The sequence below is a fragment of the Streptomyces sp. NPDC059828 genome, from assembly GCF_042731955.1.
Classification (GTDB): domain Bacteria; phylum Actinomycetota; class Actinomycetes; order Streptomycetales; family Streptomycetaceae; genus Streptomyces.
The window spans coordinates 18,855-34,888 of sequence record NZ_JBHWIW010000030.1 but is presented as its reverse complement, the minus strand read 5'-3'; the positions used below and the strand labels follow the sequence as shown (position 1 = coordinate 34,888).

Here is a 16,034-nt window from a genome sequence, read left to right as displayed (position 1 = left end):
TCGGACGGGCGTACCGCGTCGGTGGCGGAAGAGCACCGTGACCACTGATATACGCTGCCGAGCGATAGCCGAAGATCACGCCGGGGGGCTCACACATGACCAGTCGTTTCCGCGCGCTTCTGGGCAGCGCGCTCGTTCCCGTGCTGGTGCTGGCCGGTGGTGTGGGCGCTTCGGGTGCTCATGCCGCGTCGGCGGTGTCCGGCACCGCTGTCGTCGGGCTCGGGCCGTGGGGTGCGCCGAAGGGGCTGGCGGGTGTCAGCCAGGTCATGGACCTGAAGTCGTCCGGGAACGGCACCGTGGCCGGGCTCTTCAAGCAGGGGGGCGAGACCGTGCTGGCGGTCAGGGCCGCGGGGAGCGGCGCCTGGCAGACGGCCACGGTCGTGTCCGCGCCCGGTGCCGTGCTCCAGCGGACGGACGACGGTGCGCTGTCGCTGGTGTGGTGGGCGGACGGCACGCTGCGCATGTCCCGGCTCGCGCCGGACGGGACCGTCTTCGGGCCCGCCGAGGACATCGCGACAGGGGTCCCCAAGGCCCAGAGCGTCACCCTCGTGGCCAACGCCTCGGGCCGGCAGGCCCTTGCCTGGATGGACGGGGAGCGGTGGCTGACGGTGGTCGAGCGGTCCGGTCCGCAAGCGGCCTGGTCCGAGCCGGTGCGGCTGGACCGGCTCCCCGAGCCGATCGTCCGCCCCGACAACACCTACGACTACCGGCTCCGCGACCTGCGCCTCGCCGTCGCCACCGACGGGGCCCTGGGCGTGATCTGGGGCGGCAACAGCTACTACACCGGGGATGGCGTCGACCCGGACGAGTCGGCGTACCAGTGGTACTACAAGTACCTCGAGAAGCCCGCCGGAGCCGGTGCCTGGACCACCCCGCGCGATCTTCCGCAGCTGGGCGGGAAGCCGGGGACCGTCACGCTGGCCGCCCACCCGCAGGGGGGTTTCCACCTGCTCTCCATGGACGGCTACGCCCGCAAGGCGGCCGGCGCCGCGGACTGGGGCCCGGCCGAGAGCGTGGGCATCTCGGGCGACACCACTCCCGCCGAACTGCTCACGGCCCCGAACGGCGATGTCACGGCGATCGGCTGGGGCGGCGGTCCGACCGTCGCCACGAGGTCGGCGGCGACGGGCAGCTGGGGCGCCCGGCTCGGGCTCGGCTCATATGTGGAGTCAGAGTCGCTCAGCAGTGGCCTCACCCCGTCCGGGGCGCTGGTCGTCACCTATACGCAGAAACGATTCGAGCACAGCCGTACGGTCCGCCGGGACTTCGTCACCCAGACCGTCGCCGCGGGCAGCGCGTCCAAGCCGCGCACCCTCAGCACGCTGACCGACGGGAGCACCAGCGTGGGCCGGGTGGCCGTCGACGACAAGGGCCGCCCGCTGGCGGTGTGGACGCAGAAGGCCGCCGACGGCTCGACGGCCGCGTTCACCGCGACCACGGGTACGCGGAGCCTGCCGAAGTGGCATGACTACGCCGATGACACCCGCGCGGACATCCTCGGGCTCAGCCGCAGCGACAGCATGAACCTGTTCACCCAGGACACCGCCAACCCGCTGCGCACCTTCCAGACGCGACCGTGGGCCGACGGGACCAAGGCCGTGCCGTTCGGGGACTTCGACGGCGACCGCTGCAACGACCTGATCGTGCGGCTGCCGGGTGGCGAGACCCGCCTCTACACCCCCGTCTGCGGCGGGCTGCCCATGCCCGGCTCCCCGTACAAGCGCCTGGCCAGTGACTGGCGCAAGTACGACACGCTGCTCGCCAGCGGTGACCAGACCGGCGACGGCCGTCCCGACCTGCTGGCCCGGGATGCCGCCAGCGGCGATATCTACCTGTACGCGCACGACGGCAAGGGCGGCTTCCAGCCCCGGGTGAGGATCCGCTCCGGCTGGACCGGCTATCAGCGGGTCATCGGCGCCGGCGACCTGAACGGCGACGGCATCGGCGATGTCCTCGCCCTCGACAGGTCCGGAGAGCTCTGGCGCTACGACGGTCTGCGCACCGGGCGGCTCAAGGACCGCGTCCTGGTCTTCAAGGACTGGGGCGGGTCCTACGAGGACGTCATCGGTGCCGGGGACGTCAACGGCGACGGCAGGCACGACCTGGTCTCCCGTGACAGCTCCGACCGCCTCTGGCTGAACGCGGGCAAGGGGACGGGGTCCTTCGCCAACCGTGTCCCCGCGGCGGAGACGCCGACCTACTGGAAGAGCTGGGAATCCCTCGCCTGACCGCCCGACCCCGGCTCGCTTCACGTCACTTCGCGGTACTTCGTGTCACTTTGCATCCGAGTAACGCTCAACCACCGCCGTCGTGAACGGAAACCGCACCGGCGTCTCCCCGAACGCGATCCGGCCGGCCAGCTCTCCGGCCGCCCGGATCGCCCGGACCACCTCGTCCGCCTCATCGGCCGGGCAGTGCACGATGACCTCGTCGTGCTGGAAGAACACCAGCTCCGCACGCAGCCCCGCGGTGGCCCTGCGCAGCGCGGCCAGCATCAGCAGCGCCCAGTCGGCAGCGCTGCCCTGCACCACGAAGTTCCGGGTGAAACGACCGCGGGCCCGGGCGTTGGTGGACGCGTACCCGGGGACGAACTCGCCGGGCGCCGGCTCGTCCCCGGGTGCGGCCTCCTGCGGGATGCCGGCCTCGTCGTCATCGCCGCCGCCGGCCGCCCGGGGGCTCGTACGCCCGAGCCAGGTGCGCACCAGCCTGCCCTCCTCGCCCGCGCGGGCCGCGTCGTCCACATACGCCACCGCCAGCGGGTAGCGGCGGCGCAGCGCGGCGAGGTTCTTCAGGCCGTCCCCGCTGGTCTGGCCGTAGATCGCGCCCAGCAGGGCGAGCTTGGCGTGGGCGCGGTCGCCGGAGAACGCCCGGTCGGACAGCCGGGTGTACAGATCGTCCTCATGGCCCGCGACCTCCATCAGCCCGGGGTCACCCGAGATCGCGGCCAGCACCCGCGGCTCCATCTGGTCGGCGTCCGCGACGACCAGACGCCAGCCGTCGTCCGCGACGACGGCGCGCCGTATCACCTTGGGGATCTGCAGCGCCCCGCCGCCGTTGGTCGTCCATCGGCCCGAGACCGTGCCGCCCGGCAGATACTCGGGCCGGAATCGGCCGTCGCGCACCCAGTCCTGGAGCCAGCTCCAGCCGTGTGCCGTCCAGATCCTGTACAGCTTCTTGTACGCGATCAGTGGCTCGACCGCGGGGTGGTCGATGCCTTCCAGCTCCCAGCGCCGGGTGGAGCGGACCCTGATGCCGGCCTGGGCGAACGCCTTGACCACATCCGCGGGCAGATCGGGACGCACCCGGCGCCCGAATGCCGCCGACACCTGGTCCGCCAGCACGGCCAGCCGTCGCGGCTCGCCGCCGCCCGCGTACCGTTCGCCGAGCAGCTCGTGCAGCAGCTCCCGGTGCACATCGGCCCGCCAGGGCAACCCGGCGCGGTGCATCTCCGCGGCCACCAGCATCCCCGCCGACTCGGCCGCGGTGAGCAGCCGCATCCGCCCGGGGTGCTCGGCGGCCTCGTGTCTTCGCTGCTGCTCCGCGTACACCTCCAGCAGACCCTCGAAGGGGACGGGTACCGGCTGGGGCTCGAAGAGCGAGGACTGCGAGCCCGGTACGGCTGCCCGCAGCGGCGGATCGGGTGGTACCGGCGCGTGCCGCCGCCGTGCCCAGGCGGCCGCAGCCGACCGGGGCTCGCCCAGCCGCCCCTCGTGCCCGAGCAGCAGCGACTCCGCGTCCTCGATGTCGTAGCACCGCTCGACCCGGACACCGGAGGCGAGCAGCCGGGGATAGACCTCCGCGGTGGAACGCCACACCCAGCGGCCCTCCCGCCCGACCTCGGGGCGCGCCCGGACCGCCGCGACCAGATCCGGCTCGGCCAGCACCGGTCCTGCGGGCAGCCCGTCCTGACCGAGGGGTACGAGCAGAGCCCCGCCACCCTCGGCCGGCGCCAGTGCCCAGCGGTCGGTCATGGGTGCGAGTCTGGCAGCCGCCACTGACAGCGGCGCTCGCGCGGCGACGGCACGGCGAGCAGGGGATGCGCGGCGATGACACGGCGAGCAGGGTCAGCCGTCCGCCCCTGACCGGCGGCCGGCCCGGCAATCCGGCCCCGGCCCCGACTCACTCAGTGAGCCGGCGTACCACCCGGGCCGGGTTTCCCACCGCCAGCACCCCCGCCGGGAGGTCGCGGGTGACCACGGCTCCCGCTCCTACCACCGTGTTCTCGCCGATCGTCACTCCCGGGCAGACGATGACTCCGCCGCCCAGCCACACGTTGTCCCCGATCGTGATCGGCTCGGCCTTCTCCCAGCCCGCCCGCCGCCGCTCCGCGTCCAGTTCGTGCGTGGGCGTGAGCAGTTGGACGTTCGGTCCGATCTGGACATGTGCCCCGACGGTGATGGGCGCGGCGTCCAGGAAGACCGCGCCGAAGTTGACGAACGTCCCCGTGCCGATGCTGATGTAGCGGCCGTAGTCGCACTGGAACGGCGGCCGGATGCGTACGTCTGCGCCGACGGAGCCGAGGAGTTCGGCGAGAATCCCGGCCCGGTCGGCAGGTGCGGCGCCGCCGTTCGCGTTGTAGGCGGCGCAGAGGACGAAGCGCCGCTCGGTGTCCGCGGCGAGCTCGGGGTCGTCGGGCAGGTACCAGTCACCGGCCAGCATGCGCTCTTTGTTCTCGCCCATGACCCCACCGTAGGCGCAGTCGCCGTCGTGGGCGCCGTCCGTCACCTGGCTCACCTCCCGCCTCCGCGCGCCCCGACCAGCACAGGTGCGGCCCGGCCGTGACGGCGATCAGGGCGCTCCCGCGTGGACCGCCCCGAGCTCCGGCGTTCAGCAGTTCGATATCCACAGCCTGTGGACGGGCGAGTTCCCACGGCAGGGTGGCCGCGCTCCACCGGCGCGGGTGAGCGTCCGTGCCCCCATGACCACCGCGCGTTCCGCCCCCGGGCTCGCGTAGGCTCAATCGACGTGAACGGCGTGGACGCTATAGAGCAGGCACTCGGCGGCGCGCTGTACGCCGATGACGACGACGCACTCGACACGGCCGCCTCATTGCTGGCCGCCGCACCCCCGGCCGCCGACGCGGAACTGGCCAGGCGCGGTGAGGAGTTCGTACGCCGCGCCTGGGAACGGGGCTGGCAGCCCGCGGATCTCGTACGGATCGTGCGCCGCGACCTCGGCGACACCCATGTGCGGCTGCTCGCCACGCTGATCATGAGCGAGACCCGGCGGTACGGGCAGGACCTGCCGCCCCGCTGGACCGCCCAGCTCGCCGTGCTGCCCGGCGACGCGTCCGGGGAACGACCAGGGGACAGGTTCACGCGGATGACGGCCGCGCTGGAGCTCTACCGGCTGCTCGTACGGCTTCCCGCGCTCGAACCGGCCGGGCCGGTCCCCGGTGCCCCTCTCCATCACGCCTTCCACCGCGCGGCGCCGGCGGGGGACGAGCCCCGCATGCTGGTCAGGATCCGCGGGCTGCTCGCCAAGGCCGAGGCCACCGGCTTCCCCGAAGAGGCCGAGGCCCTCACGGCGAAGGCGCAGGAGCTGATGGCGCGGTACAGCATCGACGAGGCGCTGCTCGCGGCCCGTACCCACCGTCCGGACCTGCCCGGCGCCTGCCGTATCGGGGTGGACGCGCCGTACGAGCAGGCCAAGGCGATCCTGCTGGACGCCGTGGCCACGGCGAACCGCTGCCGTGCCGTCTGGAACAGCGGGCTCGGCTTCTCCACCGTGGTCGGCTTCGAGCCCGACCTGGACGCGGTCGAACTGCTCTTCACCTCGCTGCTGGTGCAGGGCACCACGGCGATGACCCGTGCGGAGGCCGCGCAGCGTGCGGGGGGCCGCAAACGCACCAAGACGTTCCGCCAGTCCTTCCTGCTGGCCTACGCGGACCGGCTGGGCAGCCGGCTCGCGGAGACCGCGTCAGGGGTCGCGTCCCAGGTCGCGTCGGGGGCCGCGCGGAAAGAAGGCTCCGACGAGGAGCTGCTCCCGGTGCTCGCCGCCCGCGATGTCGCGGTCACGGCCCATGCGGAGCGGCTCTTCCCGGAGACGGTCAGGACGCGGGTGCGCGGTGCCACCGACGCCGATGGCTGGCAGCACGGCAGAACGGCCGCCGACGCGGCCCGGATGCCGGGGCGGCCGTCGGCGGCGCGGGGCGAGCTCGACGGCTAGGCCGTGTTGGAGAACTGGCGTCGTCCGCCCGCAGGGCGGGGCTCGCGGCGTCTGGTGCGTGCGGTCGCGAGGCGGTGGGGGTTCCCCCGCCGGAGGCAGGGGGAGGTCGTCCTCGTACGGGGCGTACTCCCCGGCGCTCGGGCAGGACCTGTCTCGGCACTCGGCCCTGTCCGGGCCCGACAAGACCGCCCGGACGGGCCGGGCTCGGCTGTCGGCGACCCGGCCGGCTACTGAGGAACCGGGGACGCCACGGCCGTCGGAAGGCCCTTCGGCAGGTTCGTCGGAATGCTCGTGGGAAGGCCACCGGGGACCCCGCTGGTGTCCGTCTTGACGAGGGAGTCCTTGGTGCCGCTCGCCCAGGCGACCACCACGGTCTTGGCGTCGTGGGACTCGATCGTGCCCGATGTGCGCTTGGTGTCGCCGTCCGCGCACTTGAGGGCCAGTGTGGGCTTCTCCGCGGCGGCGACCACTCCGGTGCAGACGTGCTGACCGGCGATCAGCGAGACCTTGTCGTTCCGGAACGAGAGGGCGACGATCTCGCTGCCCATGGCGGACCACGTGCCCTGGAGCTCACCGACCGTGGCCCCGTCGGACGCTCCGCCCGAGCCGCCGCCTGTCGCTGCGCTGGGCGAAGCCGAGGCGTCCGTGTCTCTCTTGTCGGAGGCGTCGTCGTTTCCGTTGCCGCAACCGGTCAGCATGAGGGCGGCGGCGGCCAGGCCAGCCGCGGCAAGTCCCTGGCGTACGAGCTTGTTCACGATCGGGTCCCCCTGGTTGTGTGCAAGACGACAGCAAGCTACCAGTTGGCCGGATCGGGCGGCCCTGCGCCGACCGTGGCCCCAGGCGCACCGCGAGCTGCACCGGGAGGCCCGGACGTGTGTCCGGGAGGCGGTCCGGCGGCCGGCGTAGCGGATTCCTCAGGCGACTGCACTCATTTGCGTACGGACCTGGCTCCATGTGCATGAGTGGTTCTGGGGTCTCCGTCCGTATGGAATGAGCGGACTGCTCGTGCGTATGTCTGATGGTTCGTCATGTACTTCGGCCGTCGGTCGCCCTGAGACCGGCCCTGGCGTGGCCCACCCTGGAGGGGTCAAGCGGAAGCGCGACTCCTCGAACGGGAGCGGATGTTCCGACTCCGCCGCACCTGCCCCGATCAGCGAGCTATCGCGGGCGGGGCGGATGCCCGGAACCTGGATCCGAAACGGTGGAACTCGCGTCTTTACCCCGGCAGGTTCTCGTGTGCGAGGCCGTCTGCTCGCGGGTGCTGTAACCGCGGGACCACCCCTCGTGCACGTGCATCTGCTCATGCATCAGCATATGAACGAAGCTATGATCCAAGACAGTTGACATCTGCACCTTGTAACTCGGGAGCGTCCTGTGCAGCACGTGTACAACGGCATGGCGGCGGCAGAGCTTCACGGGGTCGTCTGGCAGAAGAGCCGCCACAGCAACTCGCAGGGTTCGTGCGTGGAGTTCGCGAAACTCCCGGGCGGCGACGTGGCGATGCGCAACTCGCGCTTCCCGGACGGGCCGGCGCTGGTCTACACCCCGGCCGAGATAGAGGCGCTGCTTCTGGGTGTGAAGGACGGGGAGTTCGACCACCTGGTCGGCGGAGGGCTCGAGGGCCGGCTCGACGCCCGTCTGGACAGTCAACCCGCGTAGAACTCGCGGCGCACCAACCAGGCCCCCACGTCAGCGGTACCGGCGCGGGGGCTCAGTCGTCCGTGTGGCCGCAGCCGCTCGCCCCGGGGAGCCGGAACAGCGCCCAGACCACCTTCCCGGTCGCCTGTCCGGCCAGCGGGTGCCAGCCCCAGCTGTCGCTGAAGGAATCCACGAGGAACAGCCCCCGGCCGCACTCGGCCGAGTCCTCCGCCTCGGACGCCACCGGGCTGTCCTGGCTGGGGTCGCGCACCGCGCACACGAGCCGGCTCGTCCAGCGCATCAGGTGCAGCCGCACCGGGTGGTCCTGGCCGTGCGGGGCGTCCGCTGGCAGGGCGTGCCGCAGGGCGTTGGTGACGAGTTCGGAGACCACGAGGGCGACGTCGTCGAAGCGCTCGCTCAGATCCCATGCGGCGAGCGTCCTGCTGGTGAACGTCCTTGCGCCGCGCACCGCTTCATAGCGGGGTGGCAGAGCGCAGGAGGCTGAGCTGGAGGCGTCTGCGGGGTCGATCGGCGGAGGGCCCTGCCGTAACGGCTCGAGCATGGTCGATCCATTCGTCCCCATGCGAGGCACTCCCAGGAATCGCGGCTGTGACGCTACAACACGAACAAGCACGAACGAGTACGCAGGTGCGCGAGCTCCATGGTTCCGAATGCGATAGGCAGATGCAAGGGCAGATGCACGTGCACGCGCCCGGCCTGTCCTGCCCCGTGCCGGTTCACTCCCCTTTCTTCTTGTTCGCTTCTTCGCACCGTTCCCCAAAGGCTTCCTATTTCCGTAATCGAATGAGTACGGGGTGGAGCGTTTGATGGCAGAATCCGGGACTCGGGGTTCGGGGGCTCCGCGACACAGCAGCGTTGGGAGGGTTGGTAGACGTGACGCCAGTGGAGTCCTGGGGGTACCCCCAGTCCGAAGGCTCCGGGGGTGGGTCGGTCGTGCGCCGCATCCTGCTGGGCTCACAGCTGAGACGGCTCAGGGAGTCGCGCGGTATTACGCGCGAAGCGGCCGGCTACTCCATCCGCGCATCCGAATCCAAGATCAGCCGCATGGAGTTGGGACGGGTGAGCTTCAAGGCCAGGGACGTCGAGGACCTCCTCACGCTCTACGGCGTCGCGGACGAAGCCGAGCGCGAGTCTCTGCTCGCCCTCGCCCGCGAGGCCAATGTGGCGGGCTGGTGGCACAGTTACGGCGATGTGCTGCCCGGCTGGTTCCAGACGTACATCGGCCTGGAGGGCGCTGCCTCGCTCATCCGTATCTATGAAGTCCAGTTCGTCCACGGTCTGTTGCAGACCGAGGCGTACGCGCATGCGGTCGTCTCGCGCGGTATGCCCGGCGCGCCCGCCGCCGAGATCGACAAGCGGGTCGCGCTGCGTCTCGAGCGCCAGAAGATCCTGGTCTCCGAGCGTGCCCCGCGGCTCCATGTCGTGCTGGACGAGGCCGCCCTGCGCCGCCCCTACGGCAACCGGGCAGTGATGCAGGGGCAGTTGAGGCATCTGATCGAGGTGTCCGAGCAGTCGAACGTCACCGTCCAGGTGATGCCGTTCAGCTTCGGCGGCCACGCGGGGGAGTCCGGAGCGTTCACCATGCTGCGCTTCCCGGAATCGGACCTCTCGGACCTCGTCTACCTGGAGCAGCTCACCAGCGCGCTGTATCTCGACAAGCGCGAGGAAGTGGCCCAGTACGAGCGGGCGATGGAGCGGCTGCACGAGGAGTCACCGGGCGCTGACGAGAGCCGTGACCTGCTACGCGGTCTGCTCCAACTCACCTGAAACGACAGTACGATGACATGCCAGCAGTTCCCACAGGACTGGCCGCCCCGGCAACTCCCACAGCGCCCACAGAAGTAAGGGATCGTATGTCCTTCTTCACCGACCTGGCTCACCAGTACATCGACGGCGAGTGGCGGACCGGCAGCGGCTCATGGGACATCATCGACTTCAATCCGTACAACGGTGAGAAGCTCGCGGCGATCACCGTGGCCACCGTCGCCGAGGTCGACCAGGCCTACCGGGCGGCCGAGCGCGCCCAGCGGCCCTGGGCCGAGACCAATCCGTACACCCGACGGCTGGTCTTCGAGCGCGCACTGCGGATCATCGATGAGCGCGCGGACCAGATCTCCGACGCGATCACCGAGGAACTCGGCGGGACCCGGCTGAAGGCGGCGTACGAGATCCATCTCGCCAAGGAGTTCCTGCGCGAGGCGATCCAGCTCGCGGTACGCCCGGAGGGCCGGGTGCTGCCGTCCCAGATCGACGGCAAGGAGAACCGGGTCTACCGGCTGCCCGTCGGGGTCGTCGGTGTGATCACCCCGTACAACTTCCCTTTCCTGGTCACACTCAAGTCCGTGGCGCCCGCCCTCGCGCTGGGCAACGCGGTGGTGATCAAGCCCAACCAGCACACCCCGGTGGTCGGCGGGGGCCTGATCGCCAGGATCTTCGAGGACGCGGGTCTGCCACCGGGGCTGCTCAACGTCCTGGTCACCGACATAGCCGAGATAGGCGACGCGCTGATCGAGCACCCGGTGCCCAAGGTGATCTCGTTCGCCGGCTCCGACCGGGTGGGCCGGCATGTCGGAGCGGTCGCGGGCCGCAACTTCAAGCGCTGCGTCCTGGAGCTGAGCGGCAACAGCGCGCTGGTCGTCCTGAACGACGCCGACGTGGACCATGCCGTGGACGCCGCCGTCTTCAGCCGCTTCCTCTACCAGGGCCAGGTCTGCATGGCCGCCAACCGGATCCTCGTGGACCGGTCGGTGGAGGCCGAGTTCACCGACAAGTTCACCGCCAGGGTGGCGGCGCTGCGCACCGGCGACCCCCGGGATCCGGAGACCCAGATCGGTCCGGTCATCGACAGCCTTCAGGCCGAGGCACTGGCCGGACTCGTGGACCAGGCGGTGGCGGACGGGGCGACGGCACTGGTGCGGGGCCGGGTGCGGGGCACCCTGATGGAGCCCACCGTGCTCGCCGGGCTGCCCGAGCAGTCGGCGCTGCTGCGGCAGGAGATCTTCGGTCCGGTGGCGCTGCTGGCTCCGTTCGACGGTGAGGACGAGGCCGTACGGATGGTCAACGACAGCCCGTACGGTCTGAGTGGAGCCGTGCACACCGGGGACATCGAGCGGGGGGTGCGTTTTGCCCACCGGATCGAGACCGGGATGTTCCACGTCAACGACTCGACGGTGCAGGACGAGCCGCTCGTCGCCTTCGGCGGCGAGAAGCTGTCCGGGCTGGGGCGGCTGGGGGGCGAAGCCACGGTGGAGGCGTTCACCACCCAGAAGTGGATCTCCGTGCAGCACGGCCGTACGAGGTTTCCCCTCTGAGGACGAATGCGGGCGTTCCCCCGCACGTCGAGGACAGAAGCTGACCGCAAGGGTCCGTAGCTTGGGTGGTGTCAGGGCAAGGCAACAGGCACCACCGAGAGGCGCACCCATGGTCACTCACGTACCCGCGGAGACCTACGGCGACGAGCGCGGCGCGCTCCTGAACTTCGTGGAGGCGCAGCGCGGAGCGGTCCGCCGGTCCGTCATCGGCCTCACCGAGGAACAAGCGTCGGGCAGGCCGAGCGCCAGCGAGCTGTCGCTGTCCGGGCTGCTGAAGCATGTGGCCGAGTGCGAGCTGAACTGGCTGCGGATGGCCCAGGAGCAGCCCAACGAGCGCCAGCGCAACGAGGAGACCTGGGCGGACGGCTTCCGGCTGGTCGAGGACGAGTCGATCCCCGGCACGCTGGCCTTCTGGGACGGGGTGGCCAAGGAGACCGAGGAGTTCATCCGCTCGGTGCCGAGTCTGGACGACACCTTCCCGCTGCCGGCCATGCCGTGGTTCCCCAAGGACGGCCGGGTCTCGATGCGCTGGATGATGCTGCACCTCATCGAGGAGATCGCCCGGCACGCGGGGCACGCGGACATCGTGCGGGAGTCGCTGGACGGCAAGAGCTCCTTCGCGCTGGTGGCGGCGGAGAGCGGTGGGAGCTGGGGGTAGGCGGGCTACGGGTCAGCGGTCACCGGGCCCTGCCGGCCGGCTCCGGTCGGCAGGGCCCGAGCGCTCGACGTGTGCGAGGAGCGCCCCTGCCACACGCTGTAGGCATGAGCAACGATGAGCATGAGGTGTTCGTCCCCACCCCCGTGGTGGTCCTCCCCGTCGTGGCCGCCGAGCCGCCGTTCCGGATGGTGGAGATCAACGGGGAGGTGGCGGGGACCGCCCGCGACATGCTGGACGTGATCAAGCTGGCCCATGGCGCCGGGCTGAACCCCATCGACCTCGACGATCCCGCGGATGTGCGCTGGGTCGGGGGCGGCAAGTACAAGTGGGTGCCCTGAGGTCCCTGACCCGGGCCCTAGCCCGTCCTCCAGTCGAAATCGGGCGGGTGGGTACGGCATACGGGCGTACGGATGTCCACCATCCGGCTACTGGTGCCCTAGCCGTGCGGCAGCACGTTCGGGATGGACGCACGGTCTGATCGAGCGGATCGAGGGCGGGGCGTACACCTTCGCGCCTGATCAGACCGTCATCACGGCCCGCAGTCCACGAACTCGTCAGTGGTGGAAGCCCGTGGCCGCCGCCTTGTCCTTGCTCAGCGGGGCGCTCTGCTTCCGCAGGCCGGGCATGATCCGCCCCAGGTCCTCCACCAGCAGCGCCGCCAGATCCGCCGAGAAGCCGTTGCGGCAGACGAAGCGCAGCACCGAAAGATCCTCCCGGTTGGGCGGGAAGGTGTACGCGGGCACCAGCCAGCCGTGCTCCCGCAGCCGCCGTGCCACGTCGAACACGTCGTAGTTGGTGATGTCGGGAGCCGTGGTGACGGCGAACACCGGGAGCTGGTCCCCCCGGGTGAGCAGCCGGAAGTCGCCCAGCTTCTCGACCTTGCGGGCCAGGCTCTGCGCCACGTCGCGGGTGGTCTGCTGCACGGCCCGGAAACCCTCGCGGCCCAGCCGGAGGAAGGTGTAGTACTGCGCCACCACCTGCGCGCCCGGCCGGGAGAAGTTCAGTGCGAACGTCGGCATGTCGCCGCCCAGGTAGTTGACCCGGAACACCAGCTCCTCGGGCAGGTCCTCCGGTGAGCGCCACAGCGCCCACCCCACACCCGGGTACACCAGCCCGTACTTGTGTCCCGACGTGTTGATCGAAGCCACCCTCGGCAGCCGGAAGTCCCAGACGAGCTCCGGATCCACGAACGGGGCGACCATCGCCCCCGACGCTCCGTCGACATGCACGGGGATGTCCAGGCCCTTGCGCTCCTTCAGCGCGTCCAGTGCCTCGCAGACCTCCATGACCGGTTCGTACGAGCCGTCAAAGGTGGAGCCGAGAATGGCGACGACGCCGATCGTGTTCTCGTCGCAGAGCTCGGCCGCTGCCTGCGGGTCGATATGGAAGCGGTCGCCCTCCATCGGCACCAGCCGCGGCTCCACCTCCCAGAAGTTGCAGAACTTGTCCCAGCAGACCTGCACATTGACGCCCATCACGAGATTGGGCTTGGCGCCGGGGCCGGGGTAGCGGTCGGCGTTGCGCTTGGCCCAGCGGCGCTTGAGGGCCATTCCGGCGAGCATGCAGGCCTCGCTCGAACCCGTGGTCGAGCAGCCGACCGTGGTCGAGGGGTCGGGCGCGTGCCAGAGGTCGGCGAGCATCGCGACACAGCGCCGCTCCAGCTCGGCCGTCCGCGGGTACTCGTCCTTGTCGATCATGTTCTTGTCGCGGCATTCCGCCATCAGTTTCCCTGCCTCGGGCTCCATCCAGGTCGTGACGAAGGTGGCGAGGTTGAGTCGGGAGTTGCCGTCCAGCATCAGCTCGTCATGGACGAGCTGGTAGGCCGTCATGGGCGGCATGGGTCCGTCCGGAAGCTGGTGCTTCGGCGGCGCCAGGGTCATCGACCCGGTCGGATCGGCCTCCCCGAAGAAGGGGTTGAGTGAGAGCCTGCGCCGCTCCTGGCTCTCCTCGCGGCCGGTGCCGCCCTGGTGCAGTGCTGCCATGTCAGGTCGCCTTTCAACGCAGTGTCGGTTTCAGCGCAGTGAGGAGCCGTGTTGGTCGAGTTGCATCTGGGGACGTCCCGTGACCAGCAGCCAGGCAGGCAGCACGGCGATGCACAGGAGGGGGAAGACATGGGGGTCGGCGGCGAGGATGGCCGCGGTGAACAGGCTCAGCCAGCCCTGCCGGGTGACGGCCAGCAGGATGCCCAGGACCGCGCAGACCACGCCGAGCGTCGGAGGCACCGCGGGGACGAGGGCGCTGACGCCCAGTCCGAGCGCGACCCCGATGAACACCGAGGGGAAGATCCGCCCGCCGCGGAAGCCGCAGGACGCGGCGACGGTGAGCGCGGCCAGCTTGACGAAGGCCATCACCGCGAACTGCCCCGCCGTCCAGCCGGTGGGGTCGGAGGCCAGCACCTTCATCTCGGACAGGCCCTTGAAGAGGGTCAGGCTTCCGCCGAGCGTCCCCAGCAGTCCGAGCACCAGCCCACCGGCGGTGGTCATGAGCACCGGGTGCCGCAGACGGTGGAAGGCCGTGTGGAGGTACGGGAACGCGTACACCGCCGCCAGGCCGACCAGCACGCCCAGACAGGTCACCAGCCACGCGGCGGGGATGTCGCCCCAACTCGCTCGCGCCAGCTTCGGCAGGGCGAGGTCGAATGTCGGATGCGCGATCAGCACGGTGGTCAGGGCTCCGGCGCCCCCGGCGATGAGGGGGGCGAACAGCTTGTCCCACAGCGCGCCGGGGCCGGGGCGGGACGCCAGGCTCTCGGTGAGGATCAGCGCGGCGGCGACGGGCGTACCGAACAGGGCGCCCACCGTGCCCGCGGCGGCGAGCGCCGCCCACGTGTCGGCCGACGTGCCCCGCATCGCCCTGCCGCCGAGCCAGGCGGCGAGCGCGATGTTCGCCATGGTGATCGGGTTCTCGGGGCCGAGGCTCACGCCGCCGGCCAGTGCGAGCACGGCGGTGAGCAGCAGGCTGGGCACCACCAGGGGCGGCATCGGCGGATCGACGAGCCCCACCGTGGCCGGGTCGGGGCCGGCGTGCCCCGGCACCTTCCACACCACGAGCCCCACCACCAGACCCGTGGCCGTGAGAACGGCGAACATCCAGAGCGACGAGTAGGAGCCCAAGCCGAGCGCGTCCGGCACCACGGTCCACAGGACCTTCTTCAGCTGCTCCGAGATCGCCGTCAGGGCGAGCAGCAGCAGACTCGAACCGACGCCGACGACCAGTGCGGGGACGATCAGCGGCAGCAGCGCACGGGCCGGAGTGGCCGGCAGGCCGCGGTCGGTCGTGGTCACGGCCTCACGATATCGGCGATATCGGTGCAGATCGGGCAAGCGCTCTCGAAATGAAGGGCTTGCACCTCACGTGGCGTGAGGTGCCAGGCTGAAGCACGTACCAGTACGAGAGCGGGGAGCGGGAAGCGATGAGCTATTCGGTGGGTCGGGTCGCGGGCCTCGCCGGGGTGACGGTGCGGACGCTGCACCACTACGACGAGATCGGGCTGCTCTCACCGAGCGGTCGCAATCACGCCGGCCACCGGCGCTACGACGACGGCGATCTCGACCGGCTCCAGCGGATCCTCTTCTACCGGGAGCTGGGCTTCCCGCTCGACCAGGTCCTGGCCCTGCTCGACGATCCGGATGTGGACCCGCAGGAACACCTGCGGCGCCAGCACGCACTGCTGACCGGAAGGATCACCGAGCTCCAGAGGATGGCCGAGGCCGTCGAGCACGCCATGGAGGCACGGAAATCGGGAATCAAGCTCACGCCCGAGGAGAGGTTCGAGGTCTTCGGCGGCCGGGACCCGGAGCAGTACGCGGAGGAGGCCGAGGAACGCTGGGGCGATACCGAGGAGTACGCCGAATCCCAGCGGCGTGTCGCCCGCTATGACAAGGACGACTGGCAGCGGATGCAGTCGGAGTTCGCCGACTGGGGGAGGCGCTACGCCGCGCTGATGGCGGAGGGCGAGCCCGCAGCCGGTGAGTCCGCGATGGATCTCGCGGAGGAGCACCGCCGGCACATCACGGAGTGGTTCTACACGTGCACGTACGAGATCCACCGCTGCCTCGGGGACATGTACGTGGCGGACCCCCGCTTCAAGGAGCTCTACGACGCCATAGGGCCGGGGCTGGCCGAGCACTTCCGCGAGGCGATCCACGCGAACGCGGCGAGGGTGTCGGCCTGACGGCCCGCAGGTCACCCGTGGTGCGGTCGGGGTGCGGCCGGGTTTCGCGGTGTGCCGAGCGGGC

At 70.7% G+C, this 16,034-nt stretch carries 14 protein-coding genes; 8 read left to right on the top strand and 6 right to left on the bottom strand.

Features of this window, described 5'->3' with window-relative positions; genetic code table 11:
• Positions 1 to 95 precede the first annotated feature (95 nt).
• Positions 96 to 2,228 carry an FG-GAP repeat domain-containing protein gene (locus tag ACFV6V_RS19210; protein WP_385566308.1) on the top strand — a complete coding sequence of 711 codons (2,133 nt, stop codon included), beginning with the start codon at positions 96 to 98 and terminating at the stop codon, positions 2,226 to 2,228.
• Between the two features lie 45 nt (positions 2,229 to 2,273).
• Here the strand turns inward: ACFV6V_RS19210 and ACFV6V_RS19205 are convergent, their stop codons facing one another.
• Positions 2,274 to 3,971, bottom strand: coding sequence for a bifunctional 3'-5' exonuclease/DNA polymerase (locus ACFV6V_RS19205; protein WP_385566307.1), 1,698 nt, complete (start codon positions 3,969 to 3,971; stop codon positions 2,274 to 2,276).
• 148 nt (positions 3,972 to 4,119) lie between these two features.
• The gene (locus ACFV6V_RS19200) at positions 4,120 to 4,680 is read right to left on the bottom strand and encodes a sugar O-acetyltransferase (protein ID WP_385566403.1); all 561 of its coding nucleotides are present in this window, start codon (positions 4,678 to 4,680) and stop codon (positions 4,120 to 4,122) included.
• A gap of 303 nt (positions 4,681 to 4,983) precedes the next feature.
• Here ACFV6V_RS19200 and ACFV6V_RS19195 point away from each other — a divergent pair, with 303 nt between their 5' ends.
• Positions 4,984 to 6,168 carry a DUF2786 domain-containing protein gene (locus ACFV6V_RS19195; protein WP_385566400.1) on the top strand — a complete coding sequence of 395 codons (1,185 nt, stop codon included), beginning with the start codon at positions 4,984 to 4,986 and terminating at the stop codon, positions 6,166 to 6,168.
• A 227-nt stretch (positions 6,169 to 6,395) separates the two neighbouring features.
• Here ACFV6V_RS19195 and ACFV6V_RS19190 read toward each other — a convergent pair whose 3' ends face one another.
• Positions 6,396 to 6,923 carry a hypothetical protein gene (locus ACFV6V_RS19190; RefSeq protein WP_385566305.1) on the bottom strand — a complete coding sequence of 176 codons (528 nt, stop codon included), beginning with the start codon at positions 6,921 to 6,923 and terminating at the stop codon, positions 6,396 to 6,398.
• 619 nt (positions 6,924 to 7,542) lie between these two features.
• Between ACFV6V_RS19190 and ACFV6V_RS19185 the strand changes: the two genes are divergently transcribed.
• Entirely contained in the window at positions 7,543 to 7,827 is a 285-nt protein-coding gene (locus ACFV6V_RS19185) for a DUF397 domain-containing protein (protein WP_385566302.1), read from the top strand.
• Between the two features lie 52 nt (positions 7,828 to 7,879).
• Here ACFV6V_RS19185 and ACFV6V_RS19180 read toward each other — a convergent pair whose 3' ends face one another.
• Positions 7,880 to 8,389 carry an ATP-binding protein gene (locus ACFV6V_RS19180; protein ID WP_385566300.1) on the bottom strand — a complete coding sequence of 170 codons (510 nt, stop codon included), beginning with the start codon at positions 8,387 to 8,389 and terminating at the stop codon, positions 7,880 to 7,882.
• A 371-nt stretch (positions 8,390 to 8,760) separates the two neighbouring features.
• On the opposite strand from ACFV6V_RS19180, the gene ACFV6V_RS19175 reads away from it, so the two are divergent.
• The 4 genes from ACFV6V_RS19175 (at position 8,761) to ACFV6V_RS19160 (ending at position 12,134) form a co-directional block, all read left to right on the top strand.
• Positions 8,761 to 9,594, top strand: a complete 834-nt coding sequence (locus tag ACFV6V_RS19175) for a helix-turn-helix domain-containing protein (protein ID WP_385566297.1) — start codon at positions 8,761 to 8,763, stop codon at positions 9,592 to 9,594.
• Between the two features lie 86 nt (positions 9,595 to 9,680).
• On the top strand, positions 9,681 to 11,138 hold the full coding sequence (locus ACFV6V_RS19170) for an aldehyde dehydrogenase family protein (protein WP_385566294.1): 1,458 nt from the start codon (positions 9,681 to 9,683) through the stop codon (positions 11,136 to 11,138).
• A gap of 109 nt (positions 11,139 to 11,247) precedes the next feature.
• The gene (locus tag ACFV6V_RS19165) at positions 11,248 to 11,796 is read left to right on the top strand and encodes a DinB family protein (protein ID WP_385566292.1); all 549 of its coding nucleotides are present in this window, start codon (positions 11,248 to 11,250) and stop codon (positions 11,794 to 11,796) included.
• A 104-nt stretch (positions 11,797 to 11,900) separates the two neighbouring features.
• A complete protein-coding gene (locus ACFV6V_RS19160) occupies positions 11,901 to 12,134 on the top strand; it encodes a hypothetical protein (RefSeq protein ID WP_385566290.1) in 234 nt (77 codons plus the stop codon).
• 216 nt (positions 12,135 to 12,350) lie between these two features.
• Here the strand turns inward: ACFV6V_RS19160 and ACFV6V_RS19155 are convergent, their stop codons facing one another.
• Entirely contained in the window at positions 12,351 to 13,778 is a 1,428-nt protein-coding gene (locus ACFV6V_RS19155; protein WP_385566288.1) for a glutamate decarboxylase, read from the bottom strand.
• 30 nt (positions 13,779 to 13,808) lie between these two features.
• The gene (locus ACFV6V_RS19150) at positions 13,809 to 15,080 is read right to left on the bottom strand and encodes an ion channel protein (RefSeq protein WP_385566285.1); all 1,272 of its coding nucleotides are present in this window, start codon (positions 15,078 to 15,080) and stop codon (positions 13,809 to 13,811) included.
• A gap of 128 nt (positions 15,081 to 15,208) precedes the next feature.
• On the opposite strand from ACFV6V_RS19150, the gene ACFV6V_RS19145 reads away from it, so the two are divergent.
• The gene (locus tag ACFV6V_RS19145) at positions 15,209 to 15,970 is read left to right on the top strand and encodes a MerR family transcriptional regulator (protein ID WP_385566283.1); all 762 of its coding nucleotides are present in this window, start codon (positions 15,209 to 15,211) and stop codon (positions 15,968 to 15,970) included.
• The last annotated feature ends 64 nt before the right edge of the window (positions 15,971 to 16,034 follow it).